Origin of the sequence: Cytobacillus spartinae (genome assembly GCF_042865285.1) — a bacterium.
Lineage (GTDB): Bacteria > Bacillota > Bacilli > Bacillales > Cytobacillaceae > Robertmurraya_A > Robertmurraya_A spartinae.
The window spans coordinates 77,442-97,191 of the sequence record NZ_JBIACK010000018.1; the positions used below are offsets into that span (position 1 = coordinate 77,442).

Annotated in this window: 19 protein-coding genes; 8 read left to right on the top strand and 11 right to left on the bottom strand. The window is 36.3% G+C overall.

The window, feature by feature from the left end; all coding sequences use genetic code 11:
• Positions 1-238 precede the first annotated feature (238 nt).
• Positions 239-433, bottom strand: coding sequence for a hypothetical protein (locus ACFYKX_RS24310; RefSeq protein WP_389364449.1), 195 nt, complete (start codon positions 431-433; stop codon positions 239-241).
• 237 nt (positions 434-670) lie between these two features.
• Here ACFYKX_RS24310 and ACFYKX_RS24315 point away from each other — a divergent pair, with 237 nt between their 5' ends.
• On the top strand, positions 671-1,291 hold the full coding sequence (locus ACFYKX_RS24315; RefSeq protein WP_389364451.1) for a YktB family protein: 621 nt from the start codon (positions 671-673) through the stop codon (positions 1,289-1,291).
• A 108-nt stretch (positions 1,292-1,399) separates the two neighbouring features.
• Here the strand turns inward: ACFYKX_RS24315 and ACFYKX_RS24320 are convergent, their stop codons facing one another.
• Both ACFYKX_RS24320 and ACFYKX_RS24325 read right to left on the bottom strand, forming a co-directional pair.
• Positions 1,400-1,675: a UPF0223 family protein gene (locus ACFYKX_RS24320; protein WP_389364506.1), complete on the bottom strand. Its 276-nt coding sequence runs from the start codon at positions 1,673-1,675 to the stop codon at positions 1,400-1,402.
• Positions 1,676-1,718: 43 nt separating this feature from the next.
• Positions 1,719-2,678 carry an NAD(P)H-dependent flavin oxidoreductase gene (locus tag ACFYKX_RS24325; RefSeq protein ID WP_389364453.1) on the bottom strand — a complete coding sequence of 320 codons (960 nt, stop codon included), beginning with the start codon at positions 2,676-2,678 and terminating at the stop codon, positions 1,719-1,721.
• A 237-nt stretch (positions 2,679-2,915) separates the two neighbouring features.
• Between ACFYKX_RS24325 and ACFYKX_RS24330 the strand changes: the two genes are divergently transcribed.
• Complete coding sequence (locus tag ACFYKX_RS24330; RefSeq protein ID WP_389364455.1) at positions 2,916-4,385, top strand: aminotransferase class I/II-fold pyridoxal phosphate-dependent enzyme; 1,470 nt, start codon at positions 2,916-2,918, stop codon at positions 4,383-4,385.
• A gap of 122 nt (positions 4,386-4,507) precedes the next feature.
• Here ACFYKX_RS24330 and ACFYKX_RS24335 read toward each other — a convergent pair whose 3' ends face one another.
• Both ACFYKX_RS24335 and ACFYKX_RS24340 read right to left on the bottom strand, forming a co-directional pair.
• Complete coding sequence (locus ACFYKX_RS24335; protein ID WP_389364457.1) at positions 4,508-4,624, bottom strand: GapA-binding peptide SR1P; 117 nt, start codon at positions 4,622-4,624, stop codon at positions 4,508-4,510.
• 268 nt (positions 4,625-4,892) lie between these two features.
• Entirely contained in the window at positions 4,893-5,192 is a 300-nt protein-coding gene (locus ACFYKX_RS24340; RefSeq protein WP_389364459.1) for a DUF3055 domain-containing protein, read from the bottom strand.
• Between the two features lie 176 nt (positions 5,193-5,368).
• On the opposite strand from ACFYKX_RS24340, the gene ACFYKX_RS24345 reads away from it, so the two are divergent.
• Positions 5,369-5,803: a DUF1885 family protein gene (locus ACFYKX_RS24345; RefSeq protein WP_389364461.1), complete on the top strand. Its 435-nt coding sequence runs from the start codon at positions 5,369-5,371 to the stop codon at positions 5,801-5,803.
• A 33-nt stretch (positions 5,804-5,836) separates the two neighbouring features.
• On the opposite strand, the gene ACFYKX_RS24350 is transcribed toward ACFYKX_RS24345, so the two are convergent.
• Positions 5,837-6,673 carry a polysaccharide deacetylase family protein gene (locus tag ACFYKX_RS24350; protein WP_389364463.1) on the bottom strand — a complete coding sequence of 279 codons (837 nt, stop codon included), beginning with the start codon at positions 6,671-6,673 and terminating at the stop codon, positions 5,837-5,839.
• A 215-nt stretch (positions 6,674-6,888) separates the two neighbouring features.
• On the opposite strand from ACFYKX_RS24350, the gene ACFYKX_RS24355 reads away from it, so the two are divergent.
• Entirely contained in the window at positions 6,889-8,403 is a 1,515-nt protein-coding gene (locus ACFYKX_RS24355) for a glycine betaine uptake BCCT transporter (RefSeq protein WP_389364465.1), read from the top strand.
• Positions 8,404-9,168: 765 nt separating this feature from the next.
• Positions 9,169-9,555 carry a small peptidoglycan-associated lipoprotein gene (locus ACFYKX_RS24360; RefSeq protein ID WP_389364466.1) on the top strand — a complete coding sequence of 129 codons (387 nt, stop codon included), beginning with the start codon at positions 9,169-9,171 and terminating at the stop codon, positions 9,553-9,555.
• Positions 9,556-9,641: 86 nt separating this feature from the next.
• Here ACFYKX_RS24360 and lpdA read toward each other — a convergent pair whose 3' ends face one another.
• From lpdA to ACFYKX_RS24385, 5 genes are all read right to left on the bottom strand, one after another.
• Complete coding sequence (gene lpdA / locus ACFYKX_RS24365) at positions 9,642-11,051, bottom strand: dihydrolipoyl dehydrogenase (protein WP_389364468.1); 1,410 nt, start codon at positions 11,049-11,051, stop codon at positions 9,642-9,644.
• 3 nt (positions 11,052-11,054) lie between these two features.
• Positions 11,055-12,392, bottom strand: a complete 1,338-nt coding sequence (locus ACFYKX_RS24370) for a dihydrolipoamide acetyltransferase family protein (protein WP_389364470.1) — start codon at positions 12,390-12,392, stop codon at positions 11,055-11,057.
• Positions 12,393-12,724: 332 nt separating this feature from the next.
• Positions 12,725-13,702: an alpha-ketoacid dehydrogenase subunit beta gene (locus ACFYKX_RS24375; protein ID WP_389364472.1), complete on the bottom strand. Its 978-nt coding sequence runs from the start codon at positions 13,700-13,702 to the stop codon at positions 12,725-12,727.
• Between the two features lie 3 nt (positions 13,703-13,705).
• Positions 13,706-14,821, bottom strand: coding sequence for a pyruvate dehydrogenase (acetyl-transferring) E1 component subunit alpha (gene pdhA, locus ACFYKX_RS24380; RefSeq protein WP_389364473.1), 1,116 nt, complete (start codon positions 14,819-14,821; stop codon positions 13,706-13,708).
• A 620-nt stretch (positions 14,822-15,441) separates the two neighbouring features.
• On the bottom strand, positions 15,442-16,113 hold the full coding sequence (locus tag ACFYKX_RS24385) for a YkyA family protein (RefSeq protein WP_389364475.1): 672 nt from the start codon (positions 16,111-16,113) through the stop codon (positions 15,442-15,444).
• 531 nt (positions 16,114-16,644) lie between these two features.
• Between ACFYKX_RS24385 and def the strand changes: the two genes are divergently transcribed.
• From def to rnjA, 3 genes are all read left to right on the top strand, one after another.
• Positions 16,645-17,199 (top strand): peptide deformylase, encoded by a 555-nt coding sequence (def, locus tag ACFYKX_RS24390; protein ID WP_389364477.1) that lies wholly within the window; start codon positions 16,645-16,647, stop codon positions 17,197-17,199.
• A gap of 647 nt (positions 17,200-17,846) precedes the next feature.
• Entirely contained in the window at positions 17,847-18,059 is a 213-nt protein-coding gene (locus tag ACFYKX_RS24395; protein WP_389364479.1) for a DNA-dependent RNA polymerase subunit epsilon, read from the top strand.
• A 3-nt stretch (positions 18,060-18,062) separates the two neighbouring features.
• Positions 18,063-19,730: a ribonuclease J1 gene (gene rnjA / locus ACFYKX_RS24400; RefSeq protein ID WP_389364481.1), complete on the top strand. Its 1,668-nt coding sequence runs from the start codon at positions 18,063-18,065 to the stop codon at positions 19,728-19,730.
• The last annotated feature ends 20 nt before the right edge of the window (positions 19,731-19,750 follow it).

Sequence of the window (19,750 nt, forward strand, 5' to 3'; positions counted from 1 at the left end):
TCAATAAGAGTTCAAACTTTATACTCCCCATCTAGATAATATTTCATTTGTAAATTAATAGGATGGAAGCAGTTGTCCTTAACAAAATCTGTTAATCTTAAAGGGGCGAGAAAAAATTAACGAACCCTACTGTTAAGTATAGAGTTCGCATTAAGGTGAATATAACAGGACTAACCTAGTTTTTTTCATTTTTTCTAAAGTACTCCTTGTCATTGTTATAAGCTAAACTTCTAGTAGGTTAAAGAGCCTTTAACTTTAGAAGTTCCAACCTAATTTTTTCTAACTTTTCTTTTGTTTCACTTTGCTTTTTTTCATTACTTTCTTGCATTGCTTCGTAAAGGGTTGCTAATTCATAATCCATTTCCATACGTAATACAGCTGTTCTTTCTTTTTCAACCGCTTTCTTTTTCAAATTATTCATAAGCTGTTTCATGGACAAACACTCCTTTCTGACATTTTTTATTTATTCAGACTATTTTTACTTTTATAATATGAGCGAAGTATTTTAGTTGCAACTAATTTGTGCTCTAACCCAATTTATTCTTAGATTAAAAAAGAATTAGGACCACACCCAAGTAAACATCCTTCTAAATGATCAAAAGTGGCTTATCTTATACTTTTTTCTAACAATATGCTACAATATCTGACAAAGTTACTAGGAGGTAAAGAAATGTCATTTTCAGGTTTTACTAATACAGATTTTGATGTTTTTAACATAGATGGTCTTGACGAACGGATGGAAGCACTTAAAATGAACATTCGTCCAAAATTAGAGGAGCTAGGTAAGCACTTCTCCCCTACCCTATCCGCTTTAACAGGGAATGAAATGTTTCCTCATGTTGCGAAACACGCTAGAAGAACGATTAATCCACCAAAGGACACTTGGGTAGCCTTTGCTAGTAACCCTAGAGGATATAAAATGCTTCCTCATTTTCAAATTGGATTGTGGGAGACTCATGTATTTATTTGGTTTGCAGTGATTTATGAGGCTCCAAACAAAGAAGATTTTGGTAAAAAACTAGGAAAAAACCTTAAAAAGATCTACAAGGAAACTCCAAAAGATTACGTGTGGTCTGGTGATCATACAAAACCAGAAGCAGAATTACATAGCAAAATGTCTATAGATGACTTACAAACATTATTTGAACGATTACAAAGTGTTAAGAAAGCTGAAATCTTATGTGGCCTTCATATTCCTAAGGAAGAAGCCATTAATATGTCACCTAATGAGTTTCTTGACAAAGTCGATAGTGTATTTAAAACCTTATTACCCCTATACAAATTGGCATAAACGTGAAACGTTGCCCATTTTAATTACTTAAACGTTTTTGAAAAATCCAGAGGCTGAATATGTTCATACTAAAAACCACCCTTTGAAAAAAATCAAAGGGTGGTTTTTTTATTTATTCATTTTAATTCTTTCTCCAGATTCGCTTTCTTTACTTAGCTTTATTGTCCGATAAGAAGAATAGCCGCTCATTTCTTCAAACTCTCCGCAGACCTTCTTTTCCTCAGCTTTACTTGGTACTATTTCTTTAAACCTCCGATAAGAAGCTAACAACGTATCTCGGTCTATGCCTTTTTCATAAGCCATTTCAATGTGCTCAAAAAACTTTATGACATCAACAATTTCCTCTGTTGACCACTGATAATCTATTGGGTATTGATATTCCATAATTTCACCTACTTTATATTTAGAATACACGACAGTTCCTATTCTAGTTTGCCCACTTCCCTCTAATCTTTTCCGCATCAGAAATCATCTTATTGAAAAGCTCCTGCACAGTCGGAACGTCTTTGATTAATCCCATTACCTGACCAGCCCATGCATAACCCTCATCGAGTTTTGCCTCATGGATATACTTTTTATTAGCGTTTCCAGATATATAGTTCTTGAGTTCTTCATATCCACCTTGGGACTTTTCAATCTCAAGGATCTTATTAGTCCAAGAGTTTGAAATGGCTCTAGCTGGTGCCCCTAATGAACGCTTAATAACGACAGTATCGCTTTCTGAACCTTTCACAAGATTCATTTTATATTCATCACAAGCATGCACACACTCTTTTGTTGCAATGAATCGAGTACCCATTTCAATCCCCTCGGCACCAAGGCTTAACGCAGCCATTAATCCCCGGCCATCTCCTATTCCACCGGAAGCAATAACTGGGATGGTAACAGCATCTACCACTTGAGGAATTAATACCATCGTTCCAATATCATCACGTCCTAGATGGCCTCCCCCTTCTTGGCCAACCACCATCACGGCATCAGCTCCTAGCTCCTGTGCTTTTACGGCCTGTCTTTTGGCAGCCACAAGGACAAGTTTCTTTATATTTGTTCCTTTTAATTTTTCAAAAATAGGAGTTGGATTCCCACCAGTCATCGTAATAACAGGTACCTCTTCTTCGATTGCAATATCTAAGAAATGCTCAAAAGGTCTTCCATGCTGTCCAATTGCAAAATTCACCCCAAAAGGGTTATCCGTTAATTTCTTTACTTTTTGTATTTCTTCTCTAAGAGCTTCAGGGCTATCTAATGACATGGCAGTTATTTGCCCAAGGCCACCAGCATTTGAAACGGCTGCTGCTAAATCAGAGTATGCTAAGTGGGCTAGTCCCCCCTGAATAATTGGATATTTAATATTAAGCAATTCAGTTACTCTTGTGTTCCAGTTCAATATTTCTCCCTCCACAAAGTATCTTTTTATGTCTTATTTCTACTTTTATGTTTTAATTTCCTGTAATCTTCTAAAACTAATTAAAGAATCAACGAAACTTAGACATTTCTAACTATGCAAAGAAAATGAATAGTGCTATAATTCATTTGTTTTATCATATATGGACTCCCTCTATATCTGAAACGATCTAAGGGGACTCATATTTATTACAAAATATTAAAGAGGTGTGGGAAACAGTTGTCTCAATTTGATACACCGTTATTCAGCGGTTTACTTAAACATGCAAAAAATAATCCGGTTCAATTTCATATCCCAGGACATAAAAAAGGTACCGGGATGGATCCAGAGTTTCGTGACTTTATTGGTGAAAATGCATTATCCATTGATTTAATAAATATAGGACCTCTTGATGATCTTCATCAGCCCAAAGGTATGATCAAGCAGGCCCAAGATTTAGCTGCAAAAGCTTTCGGAGCTGACCATACTTTCTTCGCTGTACAAGGAACTAGCGGAGCGATTATGACCATGGTGATGACCGTATGTGGACCTGGAGATAAAATTATTGTTCCGAGAAATGTTCATAAATCTGTTATGTCAGCAATCGTATTCTCAGGTGCTACACCAATCTTTATCCATCCAGCTATTGATGAGAAGCTAGGAATATCACATGGGATTACGACTGACTCCGTATCAAAAGCGTTAGAACAGCACCCTGACGCTAAAGGAGTACTTGTGATAAACCCTACTTATTTCGGGATTTCAGCTGATTTAAAGAAGATTGTAGAAATTGCTCACTCTTATCATGTCCCTGTACTTGTTGATGAGGCGCACGGGGTTCATATTCATTTCCATGAGGATTTACCGATGTCTGCAATGCAAGCAGGTGCTGACATGGCAGCAACTAGCGTTCATAAGCTTGGTGGCTCCATGACTCAGAGCTCTGTTTTAAACGTGAGAGAAGGACTTGTTAATGTAAAGCGTGTACAATCTATATTAAGTATGTTAACAACTACCTCTACTTCTTATTTGCTTCTAGCATCTTTGGACGTTGCAAGAAAAAGATTAGCTACAGAAGGAAGAGATCTAATTCAAAAAACCATTGAGCTTGCTCAATCCATGAGAAAAAGAATAAATGAAATTGAACATTTATATTGTGTTGGGGAAGAAATCTTAGGTACAAAAGCTACATATGATTATGACCCGACTAAGTTAATTATCTCGGTTAAAGAGCTTGGCTTAACAGGTTATGACGTAGAAAAGTGGCTACGTGAAAAATACAATATTGAAGTTGAGCTTTCTGATTTGTATAACATCCTTTGTATCGTTACTCCTGGGGACACTGAAAAAGAAGCGGACATTTTAATAAATGCCCTTTCTGATTTATCAAACACTCCATTAAAGAGTACACAGATTGTGGATGCTGAAGTTCTATTACCTGATATCCCTGTCCTTGCATTATCTCCACGTGATGCATTTTATGCTGAAACTGAACTTGTTCCATTTGATGAATCAGAGGGCAGAATCATAGCAGAATTTATCATGGTCTATCCACCAGGTATTCCTATTTTCATACCTGGAGAAATCATCACTTCAGAAAACCTAACTTATATTAAGAAAAATATTGAAGTAGGACTTCCTGTACAAGGTCCTGAAGATTACGATTTAAAAATGCTTCGAGTTATCAAAGAACATAAAGCCATTATGTAGGTAAATGCAGCCTTTCCTGTTTTAGGAAAGGCTGTTATATTTCTCCCCTGCTACAATTTACAGTGATTTAGAAACAAAAAAAGAGCACACATTAGTATGCTCATATTCATCATTATTGAAATTTATTTTTCGTCCTTATTATCTTCGCAACAGTCACACTTTGCATAAAGCACGGTTACTTTTTCATCTTCAAAATGATCAATTGTTGAATTGCAAGCTTGGCATACAAGTGTACCCATCTTCATTCCCCTTTTCGTGTAAGTAATCTCGTAAACTTTGAAAGCGCTTTAAAATCTTTAATTAAATAATAATATAACATAATTATATTTTCAAGCCTAATTTGTATAACACATTTAAAAATCTTAACTGTATATTCGTATGTATGATTACATCAGCTTTTATAATAGTATGGCAGATTCTTCTAAAGTATTACGATGAAATAATCCTATAGAGAATTCCTCCTATTAAAAAATAAAACAGACCTGATCCGGCCTGTTTTACATGTATTTAATCATATTGTTCTTCAAATGGTACGGTCGGCAATGCGCCTGAAAAGAACTCAACTAGATCTGCTGCTTGTTGTCTTTCTTGGATTCTAAATACAGTTTGTATATGTTCGATGTCTTCGAGGTCTTTAGGGTCGAGGAGAGTTGAGCGGCCTGTTTGCATACAAATAACAAGAGGTTTTCCGAAAAACATATTTGTGTAGACAATTCCAAAGTCGTAACGAGTTGTTTCGGTTGTAAAACCAACAAAACGTACCTGAACTTTTTCATTCTCATCATAAAGCTTATCAAATAGCTCCATAAGTTTCCTCCTTTGATTTAATATTTAGAATATTATTATAATTCATATTTTACTATTTAGCAACCTTCATAATAATTCCGCTAGTAGTTGTCACTTTATTTTATTCAGTGCTAGAATATAGAAGGGTTTATTAAATGTAAAAGTATTATGTAAAAGAAATATGGGGGGATAGATGAATGGCAAGTAATGCTTATATCAAACTTGTACCATCATCAGCAAAAGATCACGTTACAACTGATGAGCTTAAGGAGTTATTTAATTATTACAAGGAAATTACTGCTAAAACAGGTGAACAAGTAAGTTGGGGATATAATGATGCCTCGTTTCCTTATGAAATAAAAGAGAAACCTGAGGGAAAGGGAACATGGTTCTATCTTTTTTCAAACAACGACCGTTATCAAGCGATACTGCTCGGTGTAGATAAAGAAGTGGTAAAAGATGAAGATGGTACAGAACGAGAACAAACATACATACAGGTAACCCTTCCTGAATTATCTACTTATGGAGACAAAGGGAAAGCAAATGAGTTCTGTAAATTCTTGGCGAAAAAGCTCCAAGGAGAACTTCACTTATTTAATGGAAGAGTTATGTATTATTATCCAAGAAAGTAGATTTTAAAGAAGGCGACCGTAGAGGCCGCCTCTTTATTTTGGTGTCTCAATTAACCCTGGATCCACTATTTCAAACCCCTTTGCCCTTAGACCTTTCACAATGTCTTCTAATGCAGCATTTGTCCATTCCCTGTCATGCATTAAAAGGTTAGCCCCCTTCATTAGCAACGGGGTATTAACCATTATATCTACTAGGGATTCTTTTGTTTGAAAATCCTTCTCCCAATCGTATCCATAAGTCCAATTCATGAGGACCATTTTTTCTTGCTCTACGACTTTTTTGCTATATTCAGTATTGGCTCCAAAAGGTGCTCTAAAAAACTTCGGTTTCTCTCCGATAATTTCTTTAATTCTATTATTTAAGGATACAATTTGATCGTATTGCTCTTCTTCAGTTAAGTCCTTCAATGAATGATGACTATAAGTGTGGTTTCCAATCGGAAATCCTAGATCATATATTTCTTTTAAAATTTTGGCTTCTTCCTCAGTGTCAATAAAGTGCCCGTTCACAAAAAATATGGCCTTAACACCCAAATTATCAAGAGTTTTTGCCATTTCCAATGCATATTGCTGTGGTGCATCGTCAATCGTTAATAAAACGACTTGATCATTCGCAGTACCAGTTGGCTCTATCAACCAGTTTGATTGGTTTACTTTGTACTCTGCTTCCCTTTGTTCTACGTTAACTTCTTCAATCTCTTCCTTCGACCCACTTTCGGTAGAACCAGCTTGTACATCTTCTTTTGTTTCAATTGTAGGCTCAACTTTGTTGTCTGAACCCTCTTCTTTTATGGGCATGCTTACTTCTTCCTGGCTACACCCAATGAGTATCAAAGATAATAATAAGGCGATATAGAATATGTTTTTCATGGTGTATCCTCCCGTTTTCATGACTAGTACATAAATCTACTATGGTTGAGAGGGAAATTACATGCTCCTCTCACTGTGTTCTTTACATCATCACTTTTCCTGTATCTATCTATCTTTATTTTAACAACTATGTGAAGGCACTTAAATGATTAATCAGAATAATTTTTCCACTGCGATAAATACTCAATATATGGAATAAAAATCGGAGGGGTTTGATGAAGCGGCTAACACCTGTATTCACAGTTTCGGTCATTGTAACCGTTTTATTTATAGTTTGGGGACTACTGCCTAAATCTATATTACCTAATGGAAACTTAGATCATGTAACAACTATGGTCCAGAGCTTAATTTTAGAAAAGTTTGGATGGTTTTATTTGTTATCTGCTTCTACGTTTCTTGTGTTTTCTATTATCCTGATCTTCACTAAATATGGAAATATTCGCTTAGGTAAGGATAGCGATACACCAGAGTATAATTATTTAACCTGGTTCGCCATGTTATTTAGTGCTGGTATGGGAATCGGTTTAGTATTTTGGGGTGTATCTGAGCCAATGTACCACTATTATTCTCCCCCATTCTTAGAAGGTCAAACACCCGATGCAGCAAGAGCAGCGATGAGATACTCCTTTTTCCATTGGGGGTTACACCCATGGGCGATCTATACAGTCATTGCATTGGGTCTAGCTTATTTTCAATTTCGAAAAGGAGCACCTGGTGTAATTAGCTCCATTTTACGCCCTGTTTTTGGAGACAGAGTAGAGGGTGGTCTAGGTGTATTAATCAACTTTGTTGCCGTGTTTGCTACGGTGTTTGGGGTAGCAACTTCTTTAGGACTTGGAGCCATTCAAATAAGTGGAGGGCTTTCTTATTTATTTGAAGGAATCAACAACACCATCGGCACGCAATTAATTATTATTGCAATAGTAACCGTCCTATATATGCTTTCTGCTCAGACCGGTTTAAATAAAGGTATAAAATACTTAAGTAATTTGAATATCATTCTGGCTATTTCTTTATTATTATTTTTACTGTTTGTAGGTCCCACTAATTTCATAATGGATTTGTTTACGACTACCATTGGGGCCTACCTACAAAACCTTCCTTCAATGAGTTTTCGTTTAAGCCCTTTTGATCAAGAACTAACCTGGTTTCAAGATTGGACTATTTTCTACTGGGCTTGGTGGATCGCCTGGGCACCCTTTGTTGGTACTTTCATTGCTAGAATATCAAAAGGAAGAACGATTAGAGAATTTGTAATAGGAGTTTTAGCCGTTCCTACGATATTTGGTGCGCTATGGTTCTCCGTTTTTGGTGGAACAGGTATATACCTAGAGTTTTTTGAAGGCAATCCAGTCATGTCAACCATTGAAGAAAAAGGGATGGAAGTTGCTCTATTTACTGTATTTGGGTACTTCCCTTTATCCACAATCTTGTCGTTATTAGCTATTTTTCTAATTACAACGTTCTTTATTACTTCAGCTGATTCCGCTACCTTCGTTTTAGGGATGCAAACGACGAATGGGAGTCTGAATCCCTCTAATCAAGTTAAGTTTGTATGGGGAATCATACAATCCGCTTCAGCTGCCATATTGCTATGGACTGGGGGTCTTGAGGCGTTACAAAGGGCCTCTATCATTGCTGCCCTACCTTTTACAGTAATCATGTTACTGATCGTTGTTTCATTAGTAAAAGCTTTTAACAGTGAAACTATTCATTTCAAGGACAAATAAAAATTTACATTAAAAGACGGCAAATTTTAAGGTAAGTTAGTTAGTGATAGGAGCGGCTAAGCGCTTGACTTTTGGGGATTAGCGTTTCAAACAAAAATCCCACAGGAGCTCGCGACGAAAAGGCTCTGCGAACGCCGCTTAAATAACAAGCACCTGGAACAGAAATCAAAAAAGAGTCTTATTAGATATATAAAAGGGTATCGAGAATTCACTAGATGCCCTTTTGACAACAATATTGGGCAACCTCTATTGGTTGCCTTTTACTCTAAATGGACCCTTATCAATACTGTAGCACTCTAAGTTAACGGACATCATCTTTTTACAAAAATATTAATATGCAAAAAAAGTGATCGCAAAATGAAACGAGCTATAAAGAATTAAACTTGCCATTGTTATAAAGAAGGTTTTTCTTCGCGACTGCATGATGTAGTTTCCAATAAGTATGGCGATGTAAAAAAACACAAAAAACATCAAAATATTATATATTAGCTGATCATGCTTCGATAGCCACTCTATTAAAGTATATCCACTCCATATAATTAGCTGTATTAGTATCACTGTATAAGTCTTCATGTTTATCCCATTCCCTAATATAATCTCATTTGAAAATTACAGAGAATGTTAAATGTGTTTATTTCCCCTGTAATTTTTCATTTATGTAACATTTAGGTGACATTACCGGATAATGAACCTTTGTATGATAAAATATGGTCTAAATTGAGGAATTATTCTGATTTATATTTATAGTAAAGTGAGGCAATAGAAATGAGAAGGATCCCACTTATCTTAATCGTTTCTCTATTAGTGATAACCACTTCTTGCAAGAGCAAGGGTAGTGAACTTGGTGGTGAACTTAATATTGATGACAGTATAAAACAAGTGATATTCTTTTCAGATGAAACAGAGTATCAATATGAAGCCTCATATTATGATGCCATCATTGAACTCAAAAAAGAGTTTCCTGAAGAAATGAAGAATATGAAAATCCTCCCCCCTACTGAAGCTAAAAGATATTATAGTACGTTCAAGGTAAAAGAATGCCCAGCAATATTCGTCTTATACAATGAGCAAATTGTTGCACAGGTACATGGAGAAAGTTCTAAGGAACAAATTATACAACCAATTGCTAAAGCTTTATCGACAGGTTTATAATTTTTTCTTTTCTTACATCTTATGTAAATTCCTAAAAATCATTCAAAAAGTCCTTTTCCGATTTGGAAAAGGACTTTTAAGTATATTTATTTTACAACATGTATTGGGTTACCTAGCGCAACTTCAGCTGCTTCCATCGTAATCTCACCAAGTGTAGGGTGAGCGTGGATAGTCATAGCTAGGTCTTCTGCAGTCATACCTGCCTCAATTGCTAGACCAAGTTCTGCGATCATATCAGATGCACTTGGACCTGCAATTTGCGCCCCAATTACTAATCCATCCTCTTTACGTGTTACAAGTTTTAAGAATCCGTCAGCATTATCTAATGCTAACGCACGACCATTTGCTGCAAATGGGAATTTAGCCGCAACGATATCGATCCCTTCATCTTTAGCTTGCTTTTCAGTATAACCAACTGATGCAAGTTCAGGATCAGAGAATACAACAGCTGGAATTCCAAGATAATCAATTTCAGCGTTATGCCCGCCAATTACCTCAGCAGCAATCTTCCCTTCGTATGAAGCCTTATGAGCCAGTGGTGGCCCCTCAACAACATCGCCAATAGCAAAAATATTACTTACATTAGTGCGGCATTGCTTGTCAATTTTAATGATTCCGCGTTCACCTAGTTCTACACCCGCTTGCTCTAATCCAAGCTCATCTGTATTAGGGCGACGACCAACCATAACGAATACATAATCAGCATCAACTGTTTTTTCTTCGCCTTTTACCTCATACTTAATCGTTACTCCGTCTTCTCTTTCTTCTACACCTTTAGCAAGGGCCTTTGTAATAATTTCGGCACCTTTCTTTTTAAGGTTTCGGGCAACAATAGAAGACATTTGTTTTTCAAATCCATTTAAGATTTCGTCTGCACCCTCTAGAATTGTTACTTTAGTCCCGAAGTTAGCATAAGCACCGCCAAGTTCAGTTCCGATATATCCTCCACCAATAACAACGATGTGATTAGGAATTTCTTGAAGAGCAAGTGCTCCCGTAGAGTCTAATACACGCTTTGTATATTTGAATGTAGGTAATTCTATTGGACGTGAACCTGTTGCAATAATCGCATTTTTAAATTTATAAGTTTGAGCTGAATTTTCATCCATAACACGTACAGTTGTATTATCTACGAAATAAGCTTCACCACGAACGATATCAATTTTATTACCTTTTAAAAGTCCTTCAACTCCGCCAGTAAGTTTTTTTACAACTCCGGCTTTCCATTCTTGGACTTTAGTGAAATCAACTTTAACATTCTCAGCTGTAATCCCGATTGAGTCAGAATGCTTAGCTGTTTCATAACGGTGACCAGCAGCGATTAATGCTTTTGATGGAATGCAACCAACATTTAAACAAACGCCACCAAGATTGCCTTTTTCAACGATTGTTACTTTTTGACCAAGCTGTGCAGCACGAATAGCCGCTACATATCCACCTGGTCCAGCACCAACGACAAGAGTATCTGTTTCAATAGGAAAATCTCCAACTACCATTTATTACGCCTCCATTAACAATAGTTCTGGATCGTTCAACAAACGCTTAATATGGTTAAGTGCATGTTGAGCAGTTGCACCATCAATAATTCTATGGTCAAAGCTTAAAGATAATGCTAATACAGGAGCTGCTACAATTTCTCCATCTTTTACAATTGCTTTTTCAGCAATTCTTCCAATACCTAAAATAGCAACTTCAGGATGGTTAATTACCGGTGTAAACCATTGGCCTCCAGCTGAACCAATGTTCGTAATCGTACAAGACGCACCCTTCATTTCTTCACCTGAAAGTTTTCCATCACGAGCTTTTGTTGCAAGTTCGTTAATTTCATTAGAGATAGAGAAAATCGATTTGCGATCTGCGTCTTTCACAACAGGAACTAGCAGTCCTTTTTCAGTATCTGCAGCAATACCAATGTTGAAGTAGTGCTTGTGAATAATTTCGCTAGCAGCATCATCTATAGATGTATTAAGCGCTGGATATTCACGTAAAGCACTTGTTAATGCTTTTACCACATAAGGTAAGAATGTAAGCTTAATTCCTTTGTTTGCTGCAACCTCTTTGAACTTCTTACGATGTGCAACAAGTTTTGTTACATCAATCTCATCCATTAAAGTAACATGAGGTGCAGTATGCTTAGAGTTTACCATAGCTTTAGCAATTGCCTTACGGATGCCGCTCATTTTTTCGCGAGTTTCTGGATATTGACCCTGAGGTACAACTGGTTTAGAAACTTTAGTCTCTTCTTGTGCTTCAGTAGCATCAGCTTGTGGTGCTTCAACAGCTGTTTCAGCTGTAACTTTTGCTCCACCACTTAAGAATGAATCGATATCCCCTTTTAATACACGACCATTTTTACCTGAACCTGCAACTTGACGAATGTCTACACCTTTATCTCTTGCATACTTACGTACTGATGGCATAGCGATTACACGACGGTTCGGATCTACAGCCGTTTGAGTGTCAGCGATTCCATTATCTGTAGTGCTTTCAGCATTAGCTGTTTCTTTTACTTCTTTTGTAGGTGCTTCAGTTTTCTTTTCTTCTTGCTTAGGAGCTTCCTCTTCTTCATGGTCTCCTTTGAACTTTAAGTTCTCATAACCTGGAGCGTCAAACGTTACAAGCACTTGTCCTACAGTTGCAACAGTTCCTTCGTCTACTAGTATTTCCTCTACCGTACCTGCTACTGGAGAAGGAATTTCAACTACTGCTTTATCATTTTGGACTTCACATAAAACATCATCTTCTTGAATTTTGTCGCCTGGCTTTACAAACCATTTAACAATTTCACCTTCATGGATACCTTCACCGATATCAGGCAATCTAAATTGAAATGCCAATGGATTCAACCTCCTATTAATGCAATCCGTATTATGTTTTTAAGAACATATAGGGTAAATGGACCGATCCATTTCCCCCTTAATGCGCGTCATTTCATAAGGCTGTTTTTGCATAGATTGTTGCTATTCGTAATTATCTCGAACACGGATTCTATGCCGCTTCATGGCATCTTTTCTTCCCAGACCAATGAAAACAGCACCATCATCCATTTAAAAGCAGTTCTAAGTATTTCAATAACAACAAAGTTTACGAAAAGAGCCTTTCATCATGTCACCGATAACTCATTATTCAGCTATAGATTCCCCATAATGAAATATCTTAGTTAGATTTATTAGAAATTAAGTACTTTTTTCGCAGTTTCAATAACATCCTTGTAATTAGGAAGCCATACTGTTTCAGCTTGTGGGAAAGCAAATACTGTATCAGGTGCTGCTACACGTAGTACAGGAGCCTCTAAGTGTAAAATAGCACGATCATTGATTTCCGCTACAATGTTTGCAGCTACTCCAGCTTGCTTTTGTGCTTCTTGAACAACAATTGCACGACCTGTTTTTTCAACAGATCCGATAATAGCGTCCATATCAAGTGGAGCAACTGTACGTAAGTCGATAACCTCTACTGAATGACCTTCTTTTTCAAGCTCTTCAGCAGCCTTTAGTGATTCATGAACCATTGCACCATAAGTAATAATAGATAAGTCCGTACCTTCTCTCTTAACGTCAGCTTTACCTAAAGGAATTGAATACTCCTCCTCAGGTACTTCTTGGCGGAATGAACGGTATAATTTCATGTGTTCTAGGAAAATAACAGGATCGTTATCACGTATAGCAGAAATTAATAACCCTTTTGCATCATACGGAGTTGAAGGGATAACTACCTTAAGTCCAGGTTGTTGTGCCATTAGACCTTCTAAGCTATCTGCATGCATTTCCGGTGTATGAACACCTCCACCAAATGGTGAGCGGATTGTTACTGGTGCATTATATCTCCCACCAGAACGGTATCTCATACGAGCTAATTGACCAGAAATAGAATCCATTACTTCATATACAAATCCAAAGAACTGAATTTCAGGAACAGGACGGAAGCCTTGTAAAGTAAGACCAACCGCTAAACCACCAATACCAGATTCAGCAAGTGGAGTATCAAACACACGATCTTCGCCAAATTCTTTTTGAAGACCCTCTGTTGCACGGAAAACCCCACCGTTAACCCCTACGTCTTCACCGAAAATTAATACATTCGGATCATTTCGTAGTTCTGTACGTAACGCATCCGTGATTGCTTGAATCATTGTCATTTGCGCCATGGCTTACTTCGACTCCTTTTCTTTATAAATTGCATATTGTTCTTCAAGGTTTTGTGGCATTTCTTCATACATAATAGAAATTAAGTCAGTAACTTTTTGTTTCGGAGCATTATCTGCTTCTTTAATCGCTTCTTTAATATCTTCTTTCGCTTTTTCAATGACTTCATTTTCCATTTCTTCGTTCCAAATACCCTTCTTCTCTAGGAATTTACGGAAACGAACAAGTGGGTCTTTCTTTTCCCACTCATTATCTAAGTCAGCTGTACGATAACGAGTTGGGTCGTCACCAGCCATTGTGTGTGGGCCATAACGATATGTTAAAGTTTCAATTAACGTTGGACCTTCTCCATTAATTGCACGCTCACGCGCATCACGAACTACTGCATACACAGCTAGTGGATCCATTCCATCAACTTGAACTCCAGGAATACCAGCAGCTACCGCTTTTTGTGCAATTGTTTTTGCAGCAGATTGTTTTTCTACTGGAGTTGAAATCGCGAAACGGTTGTTTTGAACGATAAAGATAGCTGGCGCTTTATAAGCTCCTGCAAAGTTAATACCTTCGTAGAAGTCCCCTTGTGAAGCCCCACCATCACCTGTGTAAGTAATCGCAACCGTCTTTTGACCACGCTTCTTCATTCCTAACGCAACACCAGCTGCTTGGATGATTTGCGCACCGATAATAATTTGTGGCGCAATCACATTTACACCTTCAGGAATATTTCCACCTTGGAAATGTCCTCTAGACCATAGAAAAGCCTGAGCTAACGGGAATCCGTGCCAAATCATTTGAGGAACATCACGATATCCAGGTAAAATGAAGTCTTCTTTTTCAAGTGCGAATTGAGACGCAAGTTGAGAAGCCTCTTGACCAGCAGTAGGTGCATAGAAACCTAAACGTCCTTGTCTGTTAAGAGAAATTGAGCGTTGATCTAGTATACGTGTATAAACCATACGACGCATTAACTCTTGAAGTTGCTCATCGTTTAAGTCCGGCATTGCTGCCTCATTTACTACTTCTCCATCCTCGTTAAGAATTTGAACCGTTTGGAACTGATCTTCAACTTGTTCTAACTGTTTTTTAGCATTGAACTCTGCCTTCTTCGTATTAGAAGCCATTTGAGTCACCTATCCTTTCTAATAAAAGACGTTATTAAAAGTTAAATACACAAAAATTAGGATACCCAATTCTGAACCATATTAGAAACGATTCAATTAGCTAGTAAGCTGTGACCTAACCATTGAAATCATGTTTATCTACTGAAATACGAAATCTAGTCTATTTTCAAACATACTTTAAATAGTTTTCCACAGTTTTTTCTAGAAAAAACCTATTTGAATCTTTTTTGCTTCCTAATATTTATGTTATTTCTAAAATAGGATTGCTGAAGGAGCGTTTCCTTGTTTTGGAAACCAACTTTCATTCATGAATATCATATTCTGTATTAGTTTGAATTGCAACTAAAATGATACAACATCCTAACCTGTTTTTTAGTTTACAATATTAAAAACAACCCCGTCAATTAATTGGTGTTATGTTTTTTTATCATTTTCACATTAGTAATATAATTTCCCTTACATAAATCTGTACTACTATTTGTTTATAACTGTATTATAAAAAGTAGATCTTTTGAAAACTGTTATAATAAAGATACTCATTTAATAATTATATTAATAAAGTAAAACATTCCCATAAAACAAAAAAGTCGGCACAACTAAATGCCGACTTTTTTCTACTATCATTCAGACTTTTGTTTTATATCTAGCCCAGCTTCTTTGTAAAATTCGAGCTTAATATCATTATATTTCTCTGTTTTCTCATTAAATGTTTCATTTGCTTTCAGAACTTTTGCATAGATTTCATTAATTTTCGTAATCTGCTCTTCAAGCTCATCAATGGAAAGGTCTTCTTGTTTAAATAAATTATATAATTCTCTATCATATTGAATTCCAGTAGAGTAGTTTTCATATAATTCCTCGTGTGTCTCGTAACGTTCAAGCATGGTTTGATGAAGAGCATTAGCTTTTTCTCTCAGCTTTTCTTCTTCTAACTCTTCAATAAAAGGTACTATTGCTACGAACTGTTCTTTGGATGAGGTAATACTTTGTTTTTCTCTATCAATATGTTCTTTTCTCTGTTCAACAACTGCCAGTGCTTCATCAGAGAGCTTAACAATCTGATCGAACTCTTTCATTCCTAAAGAAATGATCTGATCATATAGCACTTTTTCTTTTCTCTCAAGTTCGACAAGAGGGTCTTGTTGCTCCTCAAAGTCCTTTTCTGTTGCTACCACTGTTTCTAGAAGTTCATAGATTTTATCTGTTGGAGTTTGTTTATTAAGACAACCGGTCATGACAAGCATAACAATCACAAACACCATAAAGAGACAAGTTTTACGAAAAATCGACATGTCGTACCCCCTTACTATAACAATTCTTACTATATCGATAGTTGTGTTGTTTGACAATACTGTTACTGCGAAAAAAGTGTCGAAAGGTAATGGCAGCTTGTCCTAATTACTGTATCTTATTCTTTAACTTAAATACTTATGACAAGATAATAAAAAAACATGTTTTTGTCTTTAAACGATTACAATCGATATTAACATTTCTTCCCTTCTCTGTTAGACTTATGTTTAATGTTATAACAAGGTTCTTTTCGTAAACTTTGTTGCTATGAAGTACTTTAAACTGCTTTTAAACGGATGATGGTGCTGTATTCTTTATTTTGGGGAAGAAAAGATGCCACGAAGCAAGAAGAAACTACCCTTTGAAATAGCCGGGAGTAGGGCTTTTTTATGTTTCTTTTCATTTAAGTACTGATGAAGAAGTAATTCAAAATAGCAACAATGAATGTGAAAACAACTTATAACAAACATATTAATATAAGTTCATACCATATATAAGGGATACTTGTAATATCGTTATTAGGAGTGATGAGTGTGTTAACGATGGATGATATTATTAGGGATGGTCACCCTTCTTTGCGTGAGGTAGCGAAAGAAGTACAACTTCCAGCATCTGATGAGGATATAGAAATTTTAGCTAGTATGCTTGAATACGTAAAGAACAGTCAAAACGCAGAAAAGGTAAAAAAATATGGCTTACGACCTGGAATAGGGTTAGCAGCTCCTCAAATAAATGTGTTAAAACGAATGATTGCTATTCATCTGAACGATGAAAAGGGTGAGACCCACAGTTATGCGCTTTTCAACCCGAAAGTAGCTAGTCATTCTGTCGAAAAAGCATACTTAACCTCTGGAGAGGGATGTTTATCTGTTGATGAATCCATTCCGGGCTTCGTTCCAAGATATGCAAGAGTAACGGTAAAGGGTTTTGATATAGAGGGTAAAGAGGTTAAACTTCGCTTAAAGGGTTTACTATCGATTGTATTTCAACATGAAATTGACCATCTAAATGGAATCATGTTTTATGATCATATTAATAAGAAAGATCCATTTTCTGTACCAGAGAATGCTATTGGTATTGAAAGGTAACCCTAATAAAACACTAGGACTACACGAATATATTTAGTGTAGTCTTTTTTATATTAATTCCGTCACATTTAGGACTTTTTACACCTTAATTATTCTTACAAATTCCATCTTTAACCATGAGAAATTAATCTATTTTGTCATATAATAGAATTAAGAGATACAATATTTTGAACGATAATTCTTTACATTGGACAAGGATGGTTTAATATTAGAAATAAGGTAAGGAGTTGATCCACAATGTTAAAAAAGCTTAGAAGAAAGCTTGCAAAACAGTGGAAAGACATGCTACGTAAAAAGTCCATTGCTTAATGTACGAGCCCTTCCAACTTGCGGAGGGCTCATTCCTTATTGTAAAATTGATATTTGACCGACTTTACATATATTCATTATTAGTTTTTCTAGCAAATTTTACATGGTATTAACTATACCTGAATGTTACATTGAACTAGTCTACCTTTTTTGTAAAAGCATGCAGAAATCTTGGTTGCATGGTTATGCAATGTTTTACTTCCATGAGTGGGCACAAAGTTTAGAATCAGCCCCTAATAATCAAGTACTTAAAATTAGCCATAAAGAAAAAACATGAAAAACATGTTAATTTTTTATATAATAGAAAAAGTTACTAACGGACGAAGGAGAGAATTTTTATGATTTTTAAAGTTTATTTTCAAGAACTAATTAAAGAAGTACCAGTACGTGAAAACACAAAAACAGTATATGTTGAGGGAGACTCTGAAAGAGAAGTTCGTACAAAGCTAGCAGACCGCCCATATAACATTGAATTTGTAACCGCTGTTACAGGTGATTTCTTAGAGTACGAACAACAAAACCCAGATTTTAAAGTATTGGAGATCGAATAATTTATGAAATTTGTAAAAAATGACCAAACAGCCGTTTTTGCCCTTGGCGGGTTAGGCGAAATTGGTAAAAATACTTACGCAGTTCAATTCCAAGATGAGATCATCCTTATTGATGCGGGCATTAAATTTCCTGAGGATGAGTTACTTGGTATTGACTATGTTATTCCTGATTACAGTTATTTAGTTAAAAATGAAGAAAAAATAAAAGGATTATTCGTAACTCATGGTCACGAAGACCACATTGGCGGTATTCCTTATTTATTAAGAGAAATTAACATTCCTATTTACGGTGGAAAACTTGCACTAGGACTTATTCGAAATAAGCTTGAAGAGCATGGTCTACTTAGACAATCTAAATTAATTGAAATTAAAGAAGATGATATCATCAAGTTCAGAAAAACATCGGTTACTTTTTTCCGAACTACACACAGTATTCCTGACTCCTATGGGATTGTTGTAAAAACTCCTCCGGGTCAGATCGTTCATACGGGTGATTTCAAATTCGACTTTACGCCAGTTGGAGAACCTGCCAACTTAACAAAGATGGCTGAAATCGGAAAAGAAGGTGTTCTTTGTTTACTATCGGATAGTACGAATAGTGAAATCCCTGATTTTACTATGTCAGAACGCCGTGTCGGTGATAGTATTCAAGATATCTTTAGAAAAATTGAAGGCAGATTAATTTTTGCTACATTTGCTTCGAATATTCACCGTCTACAACAAGTTGTAGAAGCAGCAGTTATGAATGGTAGAAAAGTTGCCGTTTTCGGAAGAAGTATGGAAGCAGCTATAAATATAGGGTTAGAATTAGGATATATTAAGGCACCGAAAGAAACGTTTATTGAACCACAGCAAATTAATCGTTTACCAGCAAATCAAGTAACGATTTTATGTACAGGAAGCCAAGGGGAACCGATGGCTGCACTGTCTAGAATTGCAAATGGTACGCATCGCCAAATTCAAATTATTCCTGGAGATACCGTTGTATTTTCTTCATCCCCTATCCCCGGAAACACAATTAGTGTGAGTAGAACGATTAACATGCTTTTCCGCGCAGGTGCTGAGGTAATACACGGATCTTTAAGTGATATTCATACTTCTGGTCACGGTGGACAACAAGAGCAGAAATTAATGCTCCGCCTCATGAAGCCAAAGTTCTTCATGCCAATTCACGGTGAATATCGTATGCAAAAGATGCATATAAAACTAGCTACGGACTGTGATGTGTTAGAAGAAAACTGCTTTATCATGGACAATGGAGAAGTTCTTGCTTTAAGTGAAGATACAGCACAAATTGCTGGTAAAGTACCATCAGGAAACGTATATATTGATGGTAGTGGTGTTGGAGATATCGGAAATATCGTATTAAGAGATCGTCGTATCCTTTCTGAGGAAGGACTCGTTGTTGTAGTCGTAAGCATTAACATGAAGGACTTCAAGATAGCTGCAGGTCCAGACATTATTTCTCGTGGATTTGTTTACATGCGTGAATCTGGGGATTTAATTAATGATGCTCAATCTCTTATTGCAAAACACCTAAATAAAGTCATGGAAAGAAAAACAACTCAGTGGTCTGAAATTAAGAACGAAATCACGGACACACTATCACCTTTCCTTTATGAAAAAACAAAACGCAGACCAATGATCCTTCCGATTATTATGGAAGTATAACAAAGGCATAAAAAAACCCT